The sequence below is a fragment of the Streptomyces sp. CRCS-T-1 genome, from assembly GCF_024442335.1.
Taxonomy (GTDB): Bacteria; Actinomycetota; Actinomycetes; order Streptomycetales; family Streptomycetaceae; genus Streptomyces; species Streptomyces koelreuteriae.
In genome coordinates this window covers 366,120-385,380 of record NZ_CP101651.1, presented here as the reverse complement: position 1 = coordinate 385,380, position 19,261 = coordinate 366,120, and the positions used below count along the sequence as shown (strand labels likewise).

Sequence of the window (19,261 nt, the reverse complement as noted above, 5' to 3'; positions counted from 1 at the left end):
GGTTCCGTCGAGGGCGCTCGCGTACCCCGAGCACCGATTCCCATGCCGCCGAAGTCGAAGCGCGGCCGGGCGTACGGGCGCCGCGCGTGCGCCCCCACGCACCTTGATGGCTGGATCTTCGCGCCCACGCAGGGTCACCATCGCGAACAATGGAGCAGACGCTCAACACGACGAGGGGGGCGTACGGCGAATCTAGGGGGTGGCAGTGATCCGGGTGCTGTTGGTGCACGACGAGTGTCTGGTGAGATCGGTACTGGCCGAGTGGCTGCGGGGAGAGCCCGATCTGGCGGTGTACGACACGCCGTGGCGCGGCGCCCCGGGCCTGATGCGGACCGTGCGCCCGGACGTCTGCGCGGCGGACCTGGAGTGCGCGGACTCCTACGGCATCCCACCGCTCGGCGAGCTGACCCGGCCGGGCCCGGACCGGGTGCGTCCGCGATTACTCGTGCTCGCGACCGCGAACAGGCCCGGACTGCTGAAGCGGGCGGTCGAGGCCGGGGCGCTCGGCTACGTCGACAAGGAGAGCTCGCCGCAGAACCTGCTGCGCGGAATCCGCAGCGTCGCTGAGGGGGAACGTTTCATCAATGACTCGCTGGGCTTCGGTTTCCTCAAGGCGGCCGAGATGCCGCTGACCCGCAGGGAGCTGAGCGTCTTAACCCTCGCGGCCGAGGGAGCCTCCATCGCGGAGATAGCCGGAAGCCTGCACCTGTCCCACGGGACCGTGCGCAACTACATGGCCGCCATCACCCGCAAGACCGGGGCCCGCAACCGCATCGACGCGATCCGCATCTCGCAGGGGCAGGGCTGGCTCTGACCGCCGCCGGGACGGGCCGGGCGCCCAGCTGCCGACGAGGTCCCGGTAGAGCTCCGAGGTCCGCAGCAGTTCCTCGTGATCGCCGTACGCCGTGCTCCTGCCGTCCATGACCAGCACCCGGCCGGCGCGCCGGGCCGAGCTGATGCGGTGGGCGACGACCACCAGGGTCCCGCCCGGCCGTGCGGCGAAGGCCCGCTCCGCGCGCTCCTCCGTCTCCGGATCCAGATGACAGGTCGCCTCGTCGAGCAGGGCGAGCGGGGCGTACGACAGATAGGCCCTGGTCAGAGCCACCAGTTGCCGTTCGCCTGCCGACAGGGCCGCCGGGTCCACCCGGGCGTCGAGACCGCCGAGCCGGCCGGCCAGCGGGGCGAGCCCGACCGCCTCCGCCGCGGCGAGCAGCTCCTCCTCGGGCACCGGGTCCGGCCGCAGATACGCGAGGTTCTCGGCCAGGGTGGCGTCGAAGACGTACGCCTCCTGCGGGATGAGCACCCGCGCGGCGGCCGCCTCCGGCCCGGGCACGGGGTGTCCGCCCACCGTGATCGTCCCCCGGTCCGGCGTCAGGAGCCCGGCGACGAGGGCGGTGAGGGTCGACTTGCCGGCGCCGCTCGGGCCGACGACGGCCAGGTGCGAACCGGCCGGGAGGGCGAGGTCGAGGTCCTGGACCACGGGCGCGCTGGCGGGGCCGTAGGCGAAGGTGGCGGAGGTGAGGGAGAAGGCCGGAGGCGTGCCCTCGGTGGCATCCGGAGCGATGGGTTCCGACTTCTCCGTGGCCTCGCCGGGGTCCGTCCGGGCCAGCCTGCGCAGCACCACCGTCAGACGGGAGCCGCTGGTGCCCAGACCGTGGACCAGGTTGCGCAGGGCGGGCAGCAGGGACTGGGTGACATAGGCGAGGGCCCCGACCAGGGCGCCGGTGGTGACCCCGTGGGCCAGGAGCCAGGGGGCGGCGGCGAGCAGCAGCACGATCGGCAGCTGCCCGCCGACCGCCAGGGACGCCACGCGCAGCACGCTCCAGTGGGCCAGGGCCCGCGCCGCCCGCAGCTCCGCCTCGACCCGTTCGCCGGTGCCGGCGGCGATGTGCGCCTCCGCGCCGGTCGCGGTGATGTCCCGCAGGCCCGGACAGACCGCGCCCAGCTCGCCGGCCAGCGCCTCGTCGGCGACGAGGAACCTCTCCTGCCGCCGGGCGAGCGGCCGCAGGGTCGCCGCGAACAGAGCCACTCCGGCGACGAGGGGCGGCCCGACGACGAGCAGCAGCGGCGGGGCGAGGGCGAACAGACCGGCCAGGGCACCGGCGGCGGTGAACACGAAGGAGCGGGAGACCATCACCAGTCCGGCGAAGGTGTCCCGGGCGATCTCCACCTGCTGCGTGAGCCCGGACAGCGATCCCGGGTCACCGGTCCGCACCCCGCGGGAGACGACCCGCTCCACGAGCCGGTCCCGCAGCGGTTCGACCAGCGCGGCGACGGCGGCGTACACCCGAGCGGTCCCGTACGCGCCGACGAGCACACCGAGCCCGGTCACCGCCAGCCAGATCAGCCCGACGTCCGCCCGGCCGCGCAGAAACCCCTCGTCCAGGGCGCGGGCGGGGCCGTACCCGATGAGGAAGGTCTGCCCGGTCTCGAGCACGGACCAGGCGACCAGGCGGAGCAGCACCGGGCGGCGGGCCAGCAGGAAGCGCAGACCGCGGGAGGGAAGGCCGGTTCCGCCCGGCGATCCTTCGTCCTGGGAAGCCGCGCGCGTACGGATCCGGCCCGTCATGCCGGCACACCCCCCTCCGCGCTCGCACCCGTACCGGCCGGTTCCGTCTCCTCCCCGAACGCCGCCCGGTACTCCGCGAGCCGCCACAGCTCCTCGTGCCGCCCCACCGCCCGCACTCGCCCGCCGTCCAGCCAGGCCACCGCGTCGGCGCACGCGGCCGTCGCGCTGCGGTGGGCGACCAGCAGCCGGGTACCGCCCGGGCCGTCGCCGAGGAGGGCGTCGGTGATGCGGCGTTCCGTCACCGTGTCCAGGCTGGAGAGGGCGTCGTCGAGGATCAGCAGCCGGCCGCCGTGGGCGAACGCCCTGGCGAGGCCGAGCCGTTGGGACTCGCCGCCCGAGCGCGGGGCGTCGGCGACGGCCGTGTCGTATCCGTCGGGGAGACGGCGGACGAAGTCGTCGGCGAGGGCCGTACGGGCCGCCTCACGGACACGGGCGGGGGAGGGGTCCGGCAGGCCGAGGCCGATCGCCTGCCCGACCGTGCCACCCAGGAGCGCCGGGCGGGCGAAGGCGTAGCCCACGGCACCGCGCAGGTCGGCGTGCGGCAGGTCGCGCAGCGGAACCCCGTCGAGGAGCACCTCGCCCTCGTCCGGGTCGGCCAGCCGTCCGGCGAGGGCGGCCAGCAGCGACTTGCCCGCGCCGGAGGGGCCGACCACGGCCAGGGTCGTGCCGCCCGGCACGACGAGGTCCACGCCGTCGAGGACGACCCGTCCGCCGCGCCGGGCCGTCACACCGCGCAGCTCCAGACGCCCGGGCCCGTCGGGCAGCGGGTGCGCGCCGAACCCGGTCGCGGGCTCGGCCCGGACCTCCCCGAGACGCCGGGCCGCCGCCCGCGCCCGGGCCAGGCCCGCGAGCCGGCCGACCAGGACGCCGACGCCCGTCGCGAGCACCGCGTACCGCGAGGCCGCGAGGACGTCCCCCACCGACAACCGGTCCCGGGTGAGCAGCACACCGGCCACGGCGACGACCCCGAGATGCAGCAGCGGTGCCACGGCGACCGCCTGCGCGGCGGCCCGCCCCTGCACCCGCCACATACGGTGTCCGGCCCCGGACAGCTCGGGCAGCGGCCGCAGCACGCGGGCGGTCTCCTTGTCCTCGGTACCCGCCGCCCGGACGGTACGGACGCCCTCGACGGCCTCCGCCAGCGCGGCCGCGATCCGGCCCTGGGCCCGCTGATACCGGGCCGCGCTCTCGGAGGTGTCACGGGAGACGGCGCGCAGCAGAAGGGTGAGAACGGGGGCTCCGGCGAGGAAGACGGCCGCGAGCCACCAGTGGATCAGGCCGAGCGCGACCACACCTCCGACCGGCCCGGCGAGCGCAGCCAGGAGCGCCGCCCGGGCCGAGGGGGTGGTCCCCGCCTCGGCCGCGTTGCCGACCAGACGGGCGACGAGATCACCGGAGCCGAAGCGGTCGGCCGCCCGGGGACCGACACCCAGGACGTGCCCGGTCAGCGTGCGGCGCAGCCAGGCGGTGCTGCGGGCGTCGACGGTGCCGGTGAGGACGGTCTGCGCCGCGTCGAACAGCGCGAGCAGCAGCACGAGGCCGGCGCAGTAGAGCACCCAGCGGGTCGCCGGAGCCTGCGCCAGCAGAAGATCGAGGGCCCGGCCGAGCGCGGCGGGCAGCAGCAGTCCGGCACCGGTCGCGGCGATGCTCACCAGGCACAGGGCCGCACAGCGGGCCCCGCTGTACCGGGTGGCCGCCCGCAGCAGCGCTCGGGCCGCTCCGGCCGCCGGGTCGTCGTCACCACGCGGGGTCATAGGGGCCTTTCGCGGAACGGGTGGGGCCCCGGGCGGCCCTGTCCCCGAAGGGAGAAGGCCACCCGGAGCCGTACCGCAGACGCGGTCAGAGACAGAGCAGAACGCTCGCGGCGCTGATGCAGGAGAGCAGGCTCACCGTGCTGGCGCCGGCGCCGTCCGTCCGCTCTTCCGACTCGATCGTCTGCAGGTCGAGAAGTGCCATGGTGTGTCCTTTCATCGGGTGTCCGTCCGTGTCATCCGTGGGGACGGGGTTGTGTCACGACTCCGCGGGATCGCGGAACCGCGTCATAGAGGCCGCCGGTTCGGCGGCGGGAGGAACGGCAGGTGGGCGTCGGTGGCCGGGTCGAGGGCCGCGCCGAGCGCCAGCAGGCACCCCGCCGTTCCGGTGGCGAGATCCATGGACAGCCGCATCATCTGGTGGCCGGGGAAGGCCAGTTGGCCCTGGTACGCCATCGCGAACCAGCCGAGCCCGGCGATCTGCCCGGCCAGCCGGTCCGCGGTCGCGTCCGGCACGGTCGTGCGGCTGAGGTGCAGGATCATTCCGGCGCGGCCCTGGAAGAGCCCGGGCTGCGCGTAGAAGCGTGAGGTGGCGGCGGTCAGCACACCGGAGCGTGCCGCCGCGAACTCCCCGGCGAGATCGGGGGCGTGCGCCACGAGGTCGTCGAGGACCATGCCGAGTCCCGCGCTGCCGTCGCCGAGGTAGGGCAGGGTCCGCCAGCCCTCGTCGACCTCCAGCGATCCGCCCTCGCGGGTCACACAGGACTCCAGGTCCCGGCGCAGGGCGATGGCCGCGGCGTCCAGCCAGCCCGCCTTGCCGGTCCACTCGTACTGCCGCAGCATGAGCAGCGCGGGACCGCTCGCGCCCCGCAGCAGCCCGGCGCGCCGCTTGGGCGTGGCAGGCGGCGGCTCGGTGAGCCGCTGCACGAGGATCCGCGCGGCCTCGTCGGCCCGCTCGCGCAGCTCCGACTCGCCGGTCGTCTCGGCCAGCCGGCCGAGCACCAGACCCAGTCCGGCCAGTCCGCCGTGCAGGTCGGAGGAGAGGTTCTGCCACCGCTCCGCGAGGATGCCCTCGACCAGGTCCAGCGCCCGCTGCCGGTGCCCGAGCCGGTCCAGGACCAGGGCGACGCCCGCGAGCCCGTCGTACAGGCCGAGGGGTGTGCCGACCGGTGCCGGTGCCGTCCGGGTGAGCAGCCAGCGCTCGCCCTCCTCGTACCGCTCGGCGCCGACCGCGTCCAGCGCGTACAGCACCCCGGCGGCGCCGTGGGCGAGCCCGAGCCCGCCGCCGTCGGAGAACTGGGCGACATCGCCCGGGAAGAGCCGGTCGTCGCGCTCCGGGGTGGCCGAGGCGAGGATCGCCTTGACCATGGAGTCGCGGCTGTAGGGCCAGTCGCCGGGGTCCACCGGCGCGGAGGGAGCGGCCACCGCAGCGCCGGACACCTCCCGTGTGATCTCCGCGACCGCCTCGTCGAGGAACCCCCGCGGTACATCGGGGAACTCCTTGGAGATCACCTCGGCCAGATGCGCCGCCTTGCCGCGGTCCACCACGAACAGCGTGGTCACGGGCAGGAACAGGGCCAGTCGCAGACAGGCCAGGGCGTATCGGTCGACATCGGCGCCCCGGCGGTCCGGCGGCGCGAAGAAGCCCGGGTGGGCGACGACCTGGCGGCCGTTCTCCTCGGCCGGGGCCGCCGCCTCGAAGTCGAGGAGGAAGACCGACTCCTCGTCCGGCGCGACCATGATGTTGAAGACGTGCAGGTCGTTGAAGACGATGCCGCGGGCGTGCACCGCCGCCACGGCCTCCTCCACCTCGCGGTGGATGCGCAGCGCCCACGCCGTGTAGGCGGCGACGGCCCCCGCGTCGGGATCCTGGGCCAGCAGCGGATGCCGCTCGGCGAAGAACGAGTTGAGGGGACGGCCCTCCAGGAAGTCCATCACCAGGAACCGGTGGCCGCCGAGCTCGAACCAGTCCCGCACCTCCGGGACCACGCCCGTGCCCGCCACCTGCTCCAGTGCCTGCTTCTCCCGCTCCAGCCGGGCGACCGCGTCGGCCCCGTCCGAGGCGAGCCCCGCGTGCGGCCGGCCCTCCTTGAGGACGACCTTGCGGCCGTCTCGGGTGTCGGTGCCCACGTACACACCGCCGCCGTTGGAGAAGTGCAGCGCCTTCTCGATGCGGTACGGCAGTTCGCCCGTCGTCGTGTTGTTCCGCGCGTCGAGATGCGGCTGGAGGAACGCCGGCAGCGTCACCCACTCCGGCACCTGGAAGGACGGCGACCGCCGGTCCGGCACCAGCGTCCCCGCGCCGTCGCGCACCGCCGGCACCAGCGAGCCCCGCTCGTCCACCACGAACGAGCGCGCGAAGGCGCCGTAGCGGACGTACAGCGGACCCTCGCCCCAGCGCAGATCGGTGAGGATGTACGGCCCCTCGAAGCCCTCCAGCAGCGCGCCCAGCTCGCGCAGCACCTCGTGCAGCTGCTCCTCGTCGGCGGGATAGACGGTGACGAACTTGCCGCTGCCGTCACGGGGCGCGTACTTGGTGTTGCGCAGGTGCAGCAGGTGCGGGCCGGGCACGAACTTGAAGGGGACGCGCCGCTCGACGCAGTAGTCCCAGACGATCCCGGCGATCTTCTCCGCGTTCGCCCGGGTCGCGGAGGCGTGGATCTTCCAGCCCTGCGCGGGACCCTGGAGCGGTTCGCCGTCCGGACCGGGCGGCGTCATCGTCAGCCAGTCGCCGATCCGCGCCGTCTCCCACCCCTCGGGCACGGGCCGGCGGGCCGTCTCGTAGAGGTGCGCGGCCGCCTCCTGCGAGGCCTCCTGCCCGCCTCGCGCCAGCCGGTCCGGTGTCTCGTAGAAGTGCCGGTCGGCCAGCGCGTACACCTCGTACCGCTTGTCCATGCGTCCCCCTCCGTGATCAGCACCGAGCTTTCCAGCCACGCGCCGGGCCCGGACAGTCACGGCTGTCACGAGAACGGCGTGCGGAACGCATAGGTAAAGACCTGTTCGGTTCCGTTCGAGCGGACGCGTCGCTGCTGGTCCACGGAACGCCCATAGGGGCTGCGCGGGTGTCGCATAAGCGCTGTAATGGCCAACGTGGTCAGTGAGGGCGCACCGGAACCCCGAGAACGCAGAACGCGAACGCTGCGTGCCGAAAGTGCCCTCAAGGCGATCGCGGCCGATCAGGAATCGCCGGAACGCGTGCACCGGGTGCTGGAACAGGCCCTCGTCTTCGCCGGCGCCGCGTTCGCCGCCCTGTACACCCCCGGCCAGGACGGCGAGCTGCTGCGCCTGGTGGAGTCGGCCGGGGTGCCCAGGACCCTGTACGGGCTGCGCGACAGCTATCCGCGCGCCGGGCGGTCCCCGGTCGCCGAGGCCCACCGCGGCGGACGCCCCGTCTCGCTGGGCCCCGCGGAACTCGCCGAGCACGTCCAGGCCCGGCGCGTGCCCTCCCGGGACTTCTTCCTGACCGTCCTGCCCGTCCACGGGGACGGCGGCGGCTGTCTGCTCGCCGTGTGCGATCGCCCCGGCGGATTCGACACCGACGACCGCGCATGCCTCCAGCTCATCTCCGAGGCGGTCGCCTTCCCCGCACCCGCCGCGCCCGCCGAGGGCGGTGAACTGCCGCCCGGCGCGTTCAGTCTCGCCATGGACACCGGCCGCGTCCGGGCGGGCGACGACCTGCTGGACCTGTTCGGCCTGGACCCCGACGACTTCGACGGCCGGGTCGAGACCCTGCTCGGCCTGACCGTGCCGGAGGACCTGCCCTCGCTGATGTCCGTGGTGGAGGCCGACCACATGTCCATCGGCGACCGGGAGCTGGAGTTCCGGGTGCTCCAGCCCACCGGACCGCCGAAGTGGCTCAGGCTGCGCGGGCGCCTCCTGCCCGGCGGCGTGGGCCATTCCGCGCGGCTCGTGGGCACCGTCGACGACGCCTCCACGCTGCGGTCCGACGTCACCGACGTGGCCCGCGTCCAGCGCCTGGCCACCGCGCTCGCCACCGCCGTCACCGTCCGCGACGTCGGCGAGGCCGTCGTCGCCGCCCTCCGCCGGCCGCTCAGGGCCGACCGCCTCGCGCTCGCCGAGCTGGAGAGCGAGCGGCTCGTCGTCACCGTCCTCGACCCGCCCGAACCCGAGGCCTGGCCCGAGCTGTGGCGCCGGGAGTGGCGCACCGAGTGGCCCGACGCGCCCGTGCGCGCCATGCCCACCCTCGCCGCCGCCCTGCGCGAGGGCCGCGCCCGGATCTGGCCCGCCGGCAGCGCCCTGGAACGCGGCCTGGCCGAGGTCGGACCCGGGGGCCTCGCCGTCCTGCCGCTGCCCGCCGGCAACCGCATGGCCGGGGCCTGCCTGATCGGCTGGGACACACCGCACGACTTCGGCTCCGACGAACGCGCCCTGCTCACCGCCTGCGCAGGCCTCGCCGGACAGGCCCTGACAAGGGCCCGCGCCTTCGACGCCGAACACGAACTCGTCGGCATGCTCCAGCGTCAGCTGCTGCCCCGCCGCCTGCCCCGGCTGCCGGGCGCCGAGGCCGTCACCCGCTATCTGCCCAGCACGGCGGGGCTGGAGCTCGGCGGCGACTGGTACGACGTCATCCCGCTGCCCGACCACCACGTCGCCCTCGTCATCGGCGACGTCCAGGGCCACAGCGCCGGCGCCGCCACCCTCATGGGCCAGATGCGCACCGCCCTGCGCGCCTACGCCGTCGAGGGCCACACGCCGGACGTGGTGGTCTCCCACGCCAACCGGCTCCTCATGGACATGGAGAGCGACCTCTTCGCCACCTGCGCCTACGTCGACATCGACCTGGAGGAGGGCTCCGCCTGGTGCGTGCGCGCAGGGCACCTGCCGCCGGTGCTGCGCTACCCGGACGGCACGACCGAGATCGCCGAGGCCGAGGGCGGCCCGCCCCTCGGGGTGATCACCCAGGCCGACTTCCCCATGAGCCCGCTCCGGCTCCCGCCCGGCACCCTGATCGCCCTGGTCACGGACGGACTCGTCGAGACGCCCGACTCCGACATCGACGAGGGCATGGAACGCCTCGCCGACCAGCTTGCCGCATCCGCCCCCGTCGACCTGGGGCTCGTCGCCGACGCCCTCCTCGGCAACGCCCAGCGCAGCGACGACGTCGCCGTGCTCCTGCTGCGCTACGACGGCATGGACCTGCGCCCGCTGCGGGAGAGCTGGACGGTGTGGCGCGTGCCGCAGGCGGTCGGGCACGCCCGCCGCTTCGCCCGGCGCACCCTGCGCTCCTGGGGCGTCACCGAGGACGTCGACGCCGCCCTCCTGATCGTCTCCGAACTCGTCACCAACGCCCTCGTCCACACCGACGGCCAGGTCCGCATGGACCTCACCCTGATCAACAACCGCCTGCGCGTCGCCGTCGCCGACGCCTCCCCCCGCTCCCCGGTCAGACCGACCAGCATCGGCTGGGAGGCCACCGGCGGCCGGGGCGTCCTCCTCGTCGAGGCACTCTCGGCGACCTGGGGAACACTGCCGGTCAGCGGCGGAAAGCAGGTGTGGGCGGAGCTGGCACTGGGTCGCTGAACACTCTGCGTGCGTTTGTTCGGTTTCTCTCGGGTTACCCGAACAGGAACAGACCCAGAAGGAAGATGATGAGTTGTGACGTCCATGATCCTGAGCGAGAAGCCCGCCGTCCGTCGACCGGAGACCGGCTGGTCGAAGGCGCGCCGTCTGCGCGGCAAGGCCGCGCTGCGGACCTGCCTCCCCGCCGTCGAGGACCGGGCCACTCCCGGAATCACGAACTCCGGGTCGGAGTGGAACATCGTCAGAGGTGAGGACTGACCGCTCCCCGGAAGGCCGTGCGGTGACGATCCGAGTAACTCCCCGCATCGGCAACCAAAAGAAGTGATGTTCACATCCGCCGGATCACGACTAAGGTGAACCGAATGAAGGCTCTCGTGCTGTCCGGCGGCGCAGGAACAAGACTGAGGCCGATCACACACACGTCGGCCAAGCAACTGGTGCCAGTGGCCAACAAGGCTGTGCTCTTCTACGGGTTGGAGTCGATCGCCGAGGCCGGCATCACCGACGTGGGAATGATCGTCGGGGACACGGCCGCCGAGATCGAGGAAGCGGTGGGAGACGGGTCGAAGTTCGGCCTGAAGGTCACCTACATCCCCCAGGAGCGGCCCCTCGGGCTGGCCCACGCGGTGCTGATCGCCCAGGACTTCCTCGGCGACGACGACTTCGTGATGTACCTCGGCGACAACTTCATCGTCGGCGGCATCACCGACCTCGTCGAGGAGTTCCGCGACAGCCGGCCCGACGCCCAGATCCTGCTCACGCGCGTGGCCGACCCACGCGCCTTCGGTGTCGCCGAACTCGACCCGTCCGGCCAGGTGATCGGCCTGGAGGAGAAGCCCGACCAGCCCAAGAGCGATCTCGCCTTGGTCGGCGTCTATCTCTTCACACCCGCGATCCACCGGGCCGTGCGCGCCATCGAACCCTCGTGGCGCGGCGAACTGGAGATCACCCACGCCATCCAGCACCTGATCGACTCCCGCGCCGACGTGCGCAGCACGGTCATCAAGGGCTACTGGAAGGACACCGGCAACGTCGGCGACATGCTCGAGGTGAACCGCACGGTCCTCGAGGCCATGGAGCGCCGCATCGACGGCACCGTGGACGACGCCTCGCAGACCATCGGGCGGGTGGTCGTGGAAGAGGGCGCCCGGATCGTCAACTCCCGCATCGTCGGGCCCGTCGTCATCGGCGCGGGCACCCTCGTCAGCGACTCCTACGTCGGCCCCTTCACCTCGATCGCGGAGAACTGCCGGATCACCGACAGCGAACTGGAATTCTCGATCGTGCTGCGGGACTCCTCGATCCGGGGCGTCGGCCGGATCGAGTCCTCGCTGATCGGCCGGCATGTCGAGGTGACCCCGGCCCCCAGCGTCCCCAGCGCCCACCGATTCGTCCTCGGAGACCACAGCAAGGTGCAGATCACTTCATGAACCTCCTCGTCACCGGTGCCGCCGGGTTCATCGGCTCCCGCTACGTCCGGGCGCTGCTCGCCCCGGACGCGCCCGACGCGCCGCGCATCACCGTGCTGGACAAGCTCACCTACGCCGGCACCCTCGACAACCTCGAACTGACCCACCCCCGGCTGGAGTTCGTCCAGGGCGACATCTGCGACGCCGAACTCGTCGACAAGCTGATGGCCGGCGCCGACCAGGTCGTGCACTTCGCCGCCGAGTCGCATGTGGACCGCTCCATCACCGGCGCCGCCGACTTCGTCCGCACCAATGTGCTCGGCACCCAGACTCTGCTCGACGCCGCCCTGCGCTACGAGGTGGGCCCGTTCGTGCACGTCTCCACCGACGAGGTCTACGGCTCCATCGAGTCCGGCTCCTGGCCGGAGGACCACCCGCTGCAGCCGAACTCGCCGTACTCGGCCTCCAAGGCCTCCTCCGACCTGCTCGCCCTCGCCTACCACCGCACCCACGGCCTGGACGTGCGCGTCACCCGCTGCTCCAACAACTACGGCCCGCACCAGTTCCCCGAGAAGGTCATCCCGCTGTTCGTCACCAACCTCCTCGACGGCGGGACGGTGCCGCTCTACGGCGAGGGCCGCAACATCCGTGACTGGCTGCACGTCGACGACCACTGCCAGGGCGTCGACCTCGTCCGCACCCAGGGCCGCCCCGGCGAGGTCTACAACATCGGCGGCGGCACCGAACTCACCAACAAGGAACTCACCGGCCTCCTCCTCGACGCCTGCGGCGCGGACTGGGACCGAGTGGAGTACGTCGAGGACCGCAAGGGCCACGACCTGCGCTACTCCGTCGACTGGTCCAAGGCCCGCGACGAACTCGGCTACCGTCCCGCCCACGACTTCACCACCGGCCTCGCCGAGACCGTCGCCTGGTATCGCGACAACCGTGCCTGGTGGGAGCCCCTGAAGCGGCGCGTCGCCCAGGAGCGCGCATGAGGTGGCTGATCACCGGAGCGGGCGGCATGCTCGGCCGCGACGTCGTCGAGGAACTCACCCGGCGCGGCGAGGACGTGGTGGGCCTGGACCGCTCCGCTCTGGACATCACGCGCCCCGAGGCCGTCGCCGCGGCGGTGCGCGAGCACCGCCCCGACCTCGTCGTGAACTGCGCCGCGTACACGGCCGTCGACGACGCCGAGACCGACGAGGCCCGCGCCCTGGAGATCAACGGCGCCGGACCGCGAGCGCTGGCCCGGGCCTGCGCGGCACACGACGCCCGGCTGATCCATCTCTCCACCGACTACGTCTTCGACGGCGAGGCCCGTACCGCCCCCTACCCGGAGGACCATCCCCCCGCCCCGCGCACCGCCTACGGCCGCACCAAGCTGGCCGGCGAGCGGGCCGTCCTGGAGGAACTCCCCGGCGCGAGCGCGGTCCTGCGCACGGCCTGGCTCTACGGGGTCCACGGCACCAACTTCGTGCGGACCATGATCGGTCTCGAAGCCCGCCGCGACACCCTCGACGTCGTCGACGACCAGCGCGGACAGCCCACCTGGAGCGCCGACGTCGCCGAGCGCATCGCCGACCTCGGCCCCCGGCTGGGCCCCGACGCGCACGGCGTCTTCCACGCCACCGACGCCGGCGAGGCCACCTGGTACGAACTGGCCCGAGAGGTGTTCTCCCTCCTCGGCGCCGACCCGGACCGGGTGCGCCCCACCAGCAGCGCGGCCTTCCCCCGGCCCGCGCCCCGCCCGGCGTACAGCGCCCTCGCACACGACCGGTGGCAGGAGATAGGCCTGCCCCCGGCGCGCGAGTGGCGCTCCGCCCTGCACGAAGCACTGCCCCGCATCCGCAAGGAAGGTCCCACTTCGTGAAACGCCATGAGTTCCTCCGGGGACTGCACAAGGTCAGCGCCAATCGCAACTACCTGGAGATCGGCGTCAACGACGGTCGCAGCCTGCGTCTGTCCCGCGTCCCCAGCATCGCGATCGACCCCGCCTTCAAGGTGGTCTCGGAGTTGAAGTGCGACGTCCACCTGGTGAAGGCCACCAGTGACGACTTCTTCGCCCGTGACAACCCCCTCCAGCACCTCAAGGGCGGCCGTCACCCGCTGCGCAATCTGCGCCGCGGCCGCAGCCCCATCGGCTACTGGCGCCGCACCACGCTGGATCTGTCGTTCATCGACGGCATGCACATCTTCGAGTACGCCCTGCGCGACTTCATGAACGTCGAGAAGCACTCCGACTGGTCCAGTGTGATCGTCTTCGACGACATGCTGCCGCGCAGCGTGGACGAGGCGGCCCGGGACCGGCACACCAACGCCTGGACCGGCGACGTCTACAAGATCACCGAGGTGCTAGCGCGCTACCGCCCCGACCTCGTCACGATCCAGGTGGACACCGCGCCCACCGGCCAGCTCGTCGTCTTCGGCGCCGACCCGAACAACCGGGTCCTGCACGACAAGTACGACGAGATCATGGCCGAGTACAAGGTGCCCGACCCGCAGAAGGTCCCCGAGGCGATCCTCGAACGGGCCGGCGCGGTCCGCCCCGAGACCCTCCTGGAGGCGGGCTTCTGGGGGCCCCTGACCCAGGCCCGCAACCGCGGCCTGCCCCGCCGCATCGGCTGGGAGCCCCTGCGCAAGTCCCTGGAACAGGTGGGCGTCAGCCGCTGACCCGTTGCTGTGGGAACAGGCCCCGGGCGCTGTGCGCCCGGGGCCTGTTGCGTGCGGCGGCCTTTCGGCGTGCCGCAGGCGTCAGCCGTCTCCCCGGCCGGCCCGCAGCTCCTCGTAGTACGCACGGCAGCTCTCGTACGACGGGAGCAGCCCCTGGCGTTCCGCCTCGGCCAGGGTCGGGGCCTGTTCGTCCTTGGGGGAGAGGAGCGGGGTGATGCCCTCGGGCCAGGCGATGCCGAGGGCCGGGTCGAGGGGGTGGATGCCGTGCTCACGCTCCGGGGCGTAGCCCGTGGAGCACAGGTAGACCACCGTCGCGTCGTCGGTGAGTGCCATGAACGCGTGGCCCAGCCCCTCGGCGAGGAACACCGCGTGGCGGGTGTCGTCGTCGAGTCGTTCGGCCTCCCACTGGCCGAAGGTGGGGGAACCCACCCGGATGTCGATCACCACGTCCAGGACGGCACCGCGCACACACGTCACGTACTTGGCCTGGCTGGGCGGCACATCGGCGAAGTGCACACCGCGCAGCACACCCCGCCGGGAGACCGAGCAGTTGGCCTGGGCCAGGGCCAGATCGTGACCTGTGGCCTCGCGGAACTCCTCGCCGCGGTACCACTCGTGGAAGCTGCCCCGGTCGTCCGGGAAGATCTTGGGCTCCAGAATCCAGGCGCCCTCTATCCCCAGTGGTCGCATGCTGTCACTGCCCTCCGGTCCTGATACGGGAAACCACCTTCCGCCGCGCGGCACCGAGTACCCGCCGCGCGCGCCGTGCCACCCGCAGGGCGGTGCCGGGCCCCGGCGCCGGCACGACCAGCACCTGACCGTCGGCGGAGCGCAGCGCGAACGGCAGCCCGGTGAAGCGGGGCCGGTCGGCGCCCGGGGTCAGACACACGGCCACCCGCCAGGTGTCGCGCGAGAGGTCCTTGGCGGGCATCGCCGCCTCCAGCACCGTCCCGCGCCCGTCCGGGGCGGGGGAGAGCGTGCCGGACGCGTCGAGGATCCGGCTGGAGGAGACGAACCGCAGCGGCACCTCCCGGTCGCCCTCGACGTGCAGCGGCAGCGGGGCACGGAAGCGGTCCCCGGAGACGGTGACGTCCATCGGCTGCATGCTGCCCAGGCCGAGCCGCTTGCCCCGGGCCCCGAGGTGAAGGGAGAGGTTGCCGTGCGGCTCCGTCCAGTACGGCAGGGCGGTCCGGTCGCCGACGATTCCCACGTCCGGCGTGGGCCGGGTGGCCCGCGGGGCCGGGCCCAGCCTGCATTCCTTGGTCCAGCCGCCCAGCTTGACCCGTACGAGCGCGTCCCAGGCGCCGTCATCCGGCAGGCCGGCCGGGTCGACGGTGGCGGTCGCCCGCAGCACCAGCCGGACCTCCTCGCCGTCCCCGACGGGCACGGTCTCGCGCGTGAACTCCACCGGCTGGAAGTACTGCGCGGCGCTGGAGCGCTCCCGCAGCAGCAGATCGGCCGTGGCCTGCCCGAAGCGCGCGGCGGTCTGTGAGGCCACCCATTCCACGGCCTCGGTCACGTCCTTGGGCGTGTCGTTCAGCGGGGCCGCCTCGGCGTCGGCGGGGAAGGTCATCGGCTCGCCGCCGGAGGTGTACTCGGCCGTGAAGCCGACGCTGAGGGAGCCGTCCCGCCACTCCACGTGCGCGGGGGCCGCCTTGGGCGCGATGCCGGCCTCCCATTCCGCGAAGGACACGACATCGTCGTACCGGTCGGCCGCGGTCAGTGCGGCGACGACCTGCTGCGTCGGCTGCAGCCCTTCCGCGACCCCGGGACCGAACCGCTCGACGACGACCTCGTGGATCTCCCCGAACAGCTCCCTGCGGTAGTCGTCCGGCAGGTTCAGGAAGCGCCGGGCCCGCAGCCGCTCCACCATCTCCACGCGCAGCCAGCGGCGGAAGAGCCGGTCGCGCACCGGGCCGGGCTCGGTGTACTTCTCGACGACGTCGAGGGCCTCGCGGAGGTTCTTGAAGTACCCGGCGGGATCGAAGCGTTCGAAGCCGGCGTTGGAGCTGTCGTCCCGCCGGATGTGGTAGTAGCAGACGTAGTCGCTGACCACGGAGACGTTCTCCGCGCGCAGATACGCCTCGGCGATGAAGACGTGGTCCTCCAGACGCCGTCTGCCCTCGGGGAAGCGCAGGCCGGTGCGGTCGAGGAAGGCACGGCGGATCATCTTGTGCGGGGTGAGGCTGTCGATGAGCGGGGCGTTCTCGACGGTGGCGCGCGGGTGGTTGCGGCGGAACAGCTCCACCGGCACGCCGCGGCCCTTGCCCGCCATCTTGCCCACGACGACATCGGCGCCGTTGGCCACGCCGTAGTCGTACATCCGCTCCAGGGCCTCGTCGCCCAGGTAGTCGTCGTTGTCGACGAACATGACGAACTCGCCCCGGGAGGCGGCGATGCCGACGTTGCGGGGCTTGCCCGACCAGCCTGAGTTCTCCTGGTGGATGACCTTCATCCGGGGGTCCTCGGCGGCGAGCGCGTCGAGCCTGGCCGGGGTGGCGTCGGTGGAACCGTCGTCGACGAAGATCACCTCGAACTCTTCGGGAGGCAGGGACTGCCTCTGCAGCGAGGTGATGCAGTCCTCGATGTAGATCCCCGGGTTGTAGACGGGGATGATGACGCTGACCTTGACCGGCATCGGGTTTCCGGGCCCCTTCGGGTCGCTTGCCGTAGACGTCCTGTCTTACTGCGTGTTGCCCGATGCTAACCCGCCAGACAAAGCTGCCTCATCTTTCGAGACCTGGCCGTGATCATCTCCGGCGATCAGGCAACTGAGCTGCGCCGTCTGTCTGTTCGCGGTCAAGTCGGTTCCCGGGGGAAACGGGCCGGTGCCCCTAGGCTGGGGGCGTGCGTCTGCTCTTCATGTCCGACACCCATCTGCCGAAGCGGGCCAGGGAACTGCCCGCGCCGCTGCTGGCCGAACTCCCGCACGCCGATGTCGTGTTCCACGCCGGGGACTGGGTGGACACGGCCACCCTCGACCTGCTGGAGAGCCGATCCCGCAGGCTCGTCGCCGTGTACGGCAACAACGACGGGCCGGACCTGCGGGCCCGGCTGCCCGAGGTGGCGTACGTGGAACTGGGCGGGCTGCGCTTCGGGGCGATCCACGAGACGGGACCCGCCCAGGGCCGGGAGAAGCGCTGCGCCGCCCGCTTCCCCGACCTCGACGTGCTGGTCTTCGGCCACAGCCACATCCCCTGGGACACCACGGCCCCCACCGGCCTGCGCCTGCTCAACCCGGGCTCGCCGACGGACCGCCGCCGCCAGCCCCACTGCACCTACATGACCGCCACGGCCGCGGACGGCCGGCTCACCGAGGTGGAACTGCACCGGCTGCCGCCACGGGCCTGACCGGGGTGGGAGCCACCGTGACATGATCGGCGCATGGGGCAGGACAAGGGATATCTCCTGGACAACCGGCAGGCCGAGGCCGGTACCCGCTTCGACGCGCTGGCCGCCCTCTTCGACGCCTCGACGTTCCGGCACTTCGAGACGGTCGGGATCGACGAGGGATGGCGGTGCTGGGAGGTCGGGGCCGGCGGGCCGAGCGTCGCCGCGTGGCTGAGTGAACGCGTCGGGCCGCGCGGGCGCGTGCTCGCCACCGACATCGACGTCTCCTGGGCGCGGGCCGCCGCCACCGGGGGAGTGGAAGTGCTCCGCCACGACGTGGGCCGCGACGCACCCCCGGCCGGGCCCTTCGACCTGGTACACGCCCGACTGGTCCTGGTCCATGTCGCCGAGCGCGACGCCGCACTGCGCGGCATGGTCCAGGCGCTGCGCCCCGGCGGGTGGCTCGTCGTCGAGGACGCCGACCCCGCCCTGCAACCGCTGATCTGCCCCGACGAGCACGGCCCCGAACAGGAGCTGGCCAACCGGCTCCGCACCGGCTTCCGCCGTCTGCTGCGGCAGCGCGGCGCCGACCTCTCCTACGGACGCAGGCTGCCGCGCCTGCTGCGCGAGGCCGGCCTCACCGACGTCGAGGCCGACGCCTACTTCCCGATCACCTCGCCCGCGTGCGACGTCCTGGAGACGGCCACCGTCCAGCAGGTGCGCGACCAGCTCGTCGCCGAGGGCCTCGCCACGGACGAGGAGATCGAGCGGCACCTCGCCAACATCGCGGCCGGGCGCCTCGACCTCGCCACGTCACCGATGATCTCGGCGTGGGGCCGCCGGCCGGTGGGCGACGGCCCGCAGCTCTGATCCAGGGCCGAACCCACGACAACGGCCCCGGGCTCACCCGGTGTCAGGCGGCCGGGTCGAGAAGGATCTTGCGGACGCCGTCGGAGCGGCCCGCGAACAGCTCGTACGCCGCGGGGCCTTCGGAGAGGGCGAAGCGGTGGGAGACGACGACCTCGGGCCGGAGCCGGCGGGCGCGGGTGAGGGCGATCAGGGGCGGAAGTTCGTAGTGCACCGAGCACAGCCCGATGGCGAACTCCAGTTCCTTGATCTGCGCCAGCCCCATGTGAAAGGGGAAGGCCTTGTTCTGGCTGACCCCGATGACGCTGACCCGGCCCGCCTGCCGGACGGCCTTGAGGGCGAGCTGAATGGTGGCGTCGGAGCCCACGGCCTCCACCACGGCGTCCGGACCGCGGCCGGCGGTCAGGTCCCGGACGGCCGCCCGCGCGTCCTCGCCCTCGACCGGTTCGACCCCCAGGCCGGCGGCGAAGGCACGGCGCTCCGCGACCAGGTCCGCGCCCAGCACCCGCGCCGCGCCCATCGCGAAGGCGGACTGGGCGGCCATGAGGCCGACCGGGCCGAGGCCGATGACCAGGACGGTCTCGCCCGGCTGGATGCGGGCCCGGCGGCAGCCGTACCAGGCGGTGGGCGCGTTGTCCGTGAGGACGACGGCGGCCTCGTCGGAGATGTCCTCGGGCAGGCGCACCAGATTGACGTCGGCGTAGGGCACGGCCAGGACCTGGGCCTGGCTGCCCTGGAGCTGCGGGCTCACTCCGTAGCAGAGTTCCGTGCTCGACTTGGCGCGCTCGCAGCGGGCGGTGAACCCGGCCGCGCACGACCGGCAGTCCGCGCAGCCGGCGGAGGCGGGCACCAGCACCCGGTCGCCGGGCTTGAACCGGGTGACCTGGCCGCCGGTGTCGACCACGACGCCGACGCACTCGTGCCCCGGTGTGTAGCCCAGTTCCGGGCTGAACCCGTTGCCGCCGTAGATGTGCAGGTCGCTGCCGCAGATGCCGGCCGCCGTCACGCGCACCACCGCGTCGGTGGGGCTGGTGACGGCCGGGTCGGGGACCTCCCCGTAGCGGATGTCGTGACGGCCGTGGTAGGTCAGTGCCTTCATCGGATCTCTCCCTGCCCTTCCC

The 19,261-nt window shown here is 72.9% G+C and carries 15 protein-coding genes and 1 pseudogene; 9 read left to right on the top strand and 7 right to left on the bottom strand.

Features of this window, described 5'->3' with window-relative positions:
- Window positions 1-325 precede the first annotated feature (325 nt).
- Window positions 326-730, top strand: a pseudogene (locus NNW99_RS01700) (DNA-binding response regulator); the annotation flags it as partial.
- On the opposite strand, the gene NNW99_RS39045 reads toward NNW99_RS01700, so the two are convergent.
- From NNW99_RS39045 to lanKC, 4 genes are all read right to left on the bottom strand, one after another.
- Window positions 653-2,569 carry an ABC transporter ATP-binding protein gene (locus NNW99_RS39045; RefSeq protein WP_321170378.1) on the bottom strand — a complete coding sequence of 639 codons (1,917 nt, stop codon included), beginning with the start codon at window positions 2,567-2,569 and terminating at the stop codon, window positions 653-655. The pseudogene NNW99_RS01700 and the gene NNW99_RS39045 sit on opposite strands and share 78 nt — an antisense overlap.
- Complete coding sequence (locus NNW99_RS01690; RefSeq protein WP_215116794.1) at window positions 2,566-4,323, bottom strand: ABC transporter ATP-binding protein; 1,758 nt, start codon at window positions 4,321-4,323, stop codon at window positions 2,566-2,568. The genes NNW99_RS39045 and NNW99_RS01690 overlap by 4 nt, the downstream gene beginning before the upstream one ends.
- A gap of 85 nt (window positions 4,324-4,408) precedes the next feature.
- Window positions 4,409-4,525: a SapB/AmfS family lanthipeptide gene (locus NNW99_RS01685; protein WP_190053208.1), complete on the bottom strand. Its 117-nt coding sequence runs from the start codon at window positions 4,523-4,525 to the stop codon at window positions 4,409-4,411.
- Window positions 4,526-4,608: 83 nt separating this feature from the next.
- Complete coding sequence (gene lanKC / locus NNW99_RS01680; protein ID WP_215116793.1) at window positions 4,609-7,215, bottom strand: class III lanthionine synthetase LanKC; 2,607 nt, start codon at window positions 7,213-7,215, stop codon at window positions 4,609-4,611.
- A gap of 186 nt (window positions 7,216-7,401) precedes the next feature.
- Between lanKC and NNW99_RS01675 the strand changes: the two genes are divergently transcribed.
- The 6 genes from NNW99_RS01675 (at window position 7,402) to NNW99_RS01650 (ending at window position 13,943) form a co-directional block, all read left to right on the top strand.
- Complete coding sequence (locus NNW99_RS01675) at window positions 7,402-9,861, top strand: SpoIIE family protein phosphatase (protein ID WP_215116792.1); 2,460 nt, start codon at window positions 7,402-7,404, stop codon at window positions 9,859-9,861.
- A gap of 75 nt (window positions 9,862-9,936) precedes the next feature.
- On the top strand, window positions 9,937-10,119 hold the full coding sequence (locus tag NNW99_RS01670) for a hypothetical protein (RefSeq protein ID WP_215124619.1): 183 nt from the start codon (window positions 9,937-9,939) through the stop codon (window positions 10,117-10,119).
- A 104-nt stretch (window positions 10,120-10,223) separates the two neighbouring features.
- Window positions 10,224-11,291 (top strand): glucose-1-phosphate thymidylyltransferase, encoded by a 1,068-nt coding sequence (locus NNW99_RS01665; RefSeq protein ID WP_215116791.1) that lies wholly within the window; start codon window positions 10,224-10,226, stop codon window positions 11,289-11,291.
- A complete protein-coding gene (gene rfbB, locus NNW99_RS01660; protein ID WP_215116790.1) occupies window positions 11,288-12,268 on the top strand; it encodes a dTDP-glucose 4,6-dehydratase in 981 nt (326 codons plus the stop codon). The genes NNW99_RS01665 and rfbB overlap by 4 nt, the downstream gene beginning before the upstream one ends.
- Window positions 12,265-13,143 carry a dTDP-4-dehydrorhamnose reductase gene (gene rfbD / locus NNW99_RS01655; protein WP_215116789.1) on the top strand — a complete coding sequence of 293 codons (879 nt, stop codon included), beginning with the start codon at window positions 12,265-12,267 and terminating at the stop codon, window positions 13,141-13,143. The genes rfbB and rfbD overlap by 4 nt, the downstream gene beginning before the upstream one ends.
- On the top strand, window positions 13,140-13,943 hold the full coding sequence (locus tag NNW99_RS01650) for a class I SAM-dependent methyltransferase (protein ID WP_215116788.1): 804 nt from the start codon (window positions 13,140-13,142) through the stop codon (window positions 13,941-13,943). The genes rfbD and NNW99_RS01650 overlap by 4 nt, the downstream gene beginning before the upstream one ends.
- Window positions 13,944-14,024: 81 nt before the next feature.
- Here NNW99_RS01650 and rfbC read toward each other — a convergent pair whose 3' ends face one another.
- Window positions 14,025-14,633 carry a dTDP-4-dehydrorhamnose 3,5-epimerase gene (gene rfbC / locus NNW99_RS01645; RefSeq protein ID WP_215116787.1) on the bottom strand — a complete coding sequence of 203 codons (609 nt, stop codon included), beginning with the start codon at window positions 14,631-14,633 and terminating at the stop codon, window positions 14,025-14,027.
- Between the two features lie 4 nt (window positions 14,634-14,637).
- A complete protein-coding gene (locus NNW99_RS01640) occupies window positions 14,638-16,581 on the bottom strand; it encodes a glycosyltransferase family A protein (RefSeq protein WP_215116786.1) in 1,944 nt (647 codons plus the stop codon).
- A 209-nt stretch (window positions 16,582-16,790) separates the two neighbouring features.
- Here NNW99_RS01640 and NNW99_RS01635 point away from each other — a divergent pair, with 209 nt between their 5' ends.
- Together NNW99_RS01635 and NNW99_RS01630 are read left to right on the top strand one after the other, a co-directional pair.
- On the top strand, window positions 16,791-17,294 hold the full coding sequence (locus NNW99_RS01635; RefSeq protein ID WP_215116785.1) for a metallophosphoesterase: 504 nt from the start codon (window positions 16,791-16,793) through the stop codon (window positions 17,292-17,294).
- Between the two features lie 33 nt (window positions 17,295-17,327).
- Complete coding sequence (locus tag NNW99_RS01630; RefSeq protein WP_215116784.1) at window positions 17,328-18,143, top strand: methyltransferase; 816 nt, start codon at window positions 17,328-17,330, stop codon at window positions 18,141-18,143.
- Window positions 18,144-18,186: 43 nt separating this feature from the next.
- Here the strand turns inward: NNW99_RS01630 and NNW99_RS01625 are convergent, their stop codons facing one another.
- Complete coding sequence (locus NNW99_RS01625) at window positions 18,187-19,239, bottom strand: alcohol dehydrogenase catalytic domain-containing protein (RefSeq protein WP_215116783.1); 1,053 nt, start codon at window positions 19,237-19,239, stop codon at window positions 18,187-18,189.
- Window positions 19,240-19,261 lie beyond the last annotated feature (22 nt).

Coding starts and splice junctions, on each gene's coding strand:
- lanKC (WP_215116793.1), bottom strand. CDS start 7,215: ATGGACAAGCGGTACGAGGTGTACGCGCTGGCCGACCGGCACTTCTAC.
- NNW99_RS01665 (WP_215116791.1), top strand. CDS start 10,224: ATGAAGGCTCTCGTGCTGTCCGGCGGCGCAGGAACAAGACTGAGGCCG.
- rfbB (WP_215116790.1), top strand. CDS start 11,288: ATGAACCTCCTCGTCACCGGTGCCGCCGGGTTCATCGGCTCCCGCTAC.
- NNW99_RS39045 (WP_321170378.1), bottom strand. CDS start 2,569: ATGACGGGCCGGATCCGTACGCGCGCGGCTTCCCAGGACGAAGGATCG.
- NNW99_RS01640 (WP_215116786.1), bottom strand. CDS start 16,581: ATGCCGGTCAAGGTCAGCGTCATCATCCCCGTCTACAACCCGGGGATC.
- NNW99_RS01690 (WP_215116794.1), bottom strand. CDS start 4,323: ATGACCCCGCGTGGTGACGACGACCCGGCGGCCGGAGCGGCCCGAGCG.
- NNW99_RS01685 (WP_190053208.1), bottom strand. CDS start 4,525: ATGGCACTTCTCGACCTGCAGACGATCGAGTCGGAAGAGCGGACGGAC.
- rfbC (WP_215116787.1), bottom strand. CDS start 14,633: ATGCGACCACTGGGGATAGAGGGCGCCTGGATTCTGGAGCCCAAGATC.
- NNW99_RS01625 (WP_215116783.1), bottom strand. CDS start 19,239: ATGAAGGCACTGACCTACCACGGCCGTCACGACATCCGCTACGGGGAG.
- rfbD (WP_215116789.1), top strand. CDS start 12,265: ATGAGGTGGCTGATCACCGGAGCGGGCGGCATGCTCGGCCGCGACGTC.
- NNW99_RS01675 (WP_215116792.1), top strand. CDS start 7,402: ATGGCCAACGTGGTCAGTGAGGGCGCACCGGAACCCCGAGAACGCAGA.
- NNW99_RS01630 (WP_215116784.1), top strand. CDS start 17,328: ATGGGGCAGGACAAGGGATATCTCCTGGACAACCGGCAGGCCGAGGCC.